Source organism: Pseudogemmobacter sp. TB195, from assembly GCF_058313095.1.
Genome location: NZ_JBZEGG010000074.1, coordinates 1 through 2,065, shown reverse-complemented (window position 1 = coordinate 2,065; position 2,065 = coordinate 1). Strand labels below are relative to the sequence as shown.

Here is a 2,065-nt window from a genome sequence, read left to right as displayed (position 1 = left end):
CCAGCCATAATCTGGTCCTCCTGAAAACGGGATAAGCATATCCCTGTGGGTGGACCACTTCAGTGGGGGCATTCCACAAAATGCTGCACGCTTAGACTTTAAGTTATTATTATTGAACAATAATATTAGATTCCGGATCGGATCTGACGCACTCACTGTCCGCCATATACCCTTGAAAGAATTGGACAATTTGCAAAGATGACTACTCTTTGCATGTCCTCCTGCATGTTCGGGAAGTGGCTGGATCGCACCTTCCGGCTCTGGCACAAGCCAGAATCTATCACGCGAATGATGTGTGACACCTATTCTTTCAGGGATACCGGAAGACCCCAACTGACCTCGGAAGAACCCGGACAGGTCAACAAAAACAGGGGTTTCCGAAGATTCGAGGCCTGAAATCAGACCAAAACGGCGTGTCATGCAGGAAGGCACGAAAATGGCCGTTTAAGGGGCGTTCAAGGCTGTTTGAGGGCCAAACAGGCGCGCAGTCGAAGGCGTTCAAGATGTCAATAAATCAAGGGCATATGGCGCAGGATGGTCCGAAGTGATCCGCTTAGGCAGTATCGGAACCTGGAACTTTTCTGCCAAGTTGGGCTGTCCGCGTCCAGATTTGAAAATATTCTATTTTTTCAACATCTTGACAGGTCTTCGCGCCCAGAAGGATCAACTGATACCTGGAACAGATTCTTGCGTCATCACGGGAGCCAATTTCTAAAAGCCCGGAACCCAGCTGCGCCATCCCTTGTCTTGTGATGCCTTGCTGGCGGTCCAGTCAGCCCTTAGCAGGTCACCCTTTTCCGCGCAGGTTTCCCTGATGGATTGCGTGGTATTCGGCCTCGCTACGAGAGCTGCCCCTATATCCGGGGCAGCATTCGCGAAGAATACGTAAAATGGCACTGGATCCTCAGCATACATGGTGCCGCGCTTTACCAGTACCAGCCCGCACACATGTGTCATGTCACCAGAGGACGAACCTTGCAGCGAAGATGTGATGAAGTCGCGTGTTTCCACACGTGCTGACAGGTGTTGTGCGATGATAGCCTGTGTATCTAGCGAAAGACTGATCGCTTCGGAAACTTCCGAGCGGGCGGGTTCCACCAGTATGGCAGCACTGGCTATACCCGCGTGAATGAAAGTCCTCATGCATCTAATCCTTCAAGGTGTGACCAGACCAAGCCACTCGACCTATGATTTTAACCTCAGCAAGGTCCGCATCTTGCCGCAGTTCCGGAGCATAATCAGGGTTGTCTGAAAGCAAGAGAATAGAGTTTTCTGAGAGCCGCTGCACCCTCTTCACTCGCGCTTCACCTGCGTCGATTAGCGCGTAAACAGGTGAGCGGCGCTGATCTCTGCCGTCTTTAGCCCGAACGGCAAGCGCGGTTGCCCTCGTATCAATTAGGACTACGTCGCCGTGCCATAAAGTTGGTTGCATGCTTTCGCCATGAACGCGAGCCAATCGAGCTGCGGACGATGTGACTCCGATCCTCTTCAGCCAGTCTTTGCGAAACGCTAAACTGTCCACAATGGCTTCCGAGCCGTTAGACGAGCCATTGCCCGCCGCAACGAGAGCATCGTGCAGCGGCACGTGCGCATACTCATCGCTGTCAATAATCAGCTTCTCAACCGCACCGGATTCGCGGGGGGGGCCAAAGTAGAATTCCCAGCCTACCGCACCACAAAGAGCCGCGAGCTTGTCCGCAGAGGGTGACGATCCTCGCCTAAGGGCCTGAAAAGCTGCGTTGTCTGCACGGCCGAAGGCGCGAGCGCCAATGTCTGCCTGGGAGAGGCCCAGCTCAGCGCGTCTTGCCTCTAGGGCTTCGTATATCTCTGCTGGTGTGGGCATGATGTAAAATTACACCAAACGCGCCTTTGCACAAGCTGATGTGAATTTGCACAGTCTGTTTCCGAAGTGATGTAAATTAGTATTGCACAATAGATGCAAATCTGCATTATAGGGCGCATGGAATATTCACACCTCATCACCCTTGCTGGGATGCCCCCACTGAAGTGGTCCACCCACAGGGATATGCTTATCCCGTTTTCAGGAGGACCAGATTATGGCTGG

The 2,065-nt window shown here is 52.7% G+C and carries 2 protein-coding genes; both read right to left on the bottom strand.

Annotated features, from left to right (window positions below):
* Positions 1–711: 711 nt before the first annotated feature.
* Positions 712–1,143: a hypothetical protein gene (locus AC4FS3_RS28575; RefSeq protein ID WP_491023351.1), complete on the bottom strand. Its 432-nt coding sequence runs from the start codon at positions 1,141–1,143 to the stop codon at positions 712–714.
* A 4-nt stretch (positions 1,144–1,147) separates the two neighbouring features.
* Positions 1,148–1,843: a S24 family peptidase gene (locus AC4FS3_RS28570; protein ID WP_491023350.1), complete on the bottom strand. Its 696-nt coding sequence runs from the start codon at positions 1,841–1,843 to the stop codon at positions 1,148–1,150.
* Positions 1,844–2,065 lie beyond the last annotated feature (222 nt).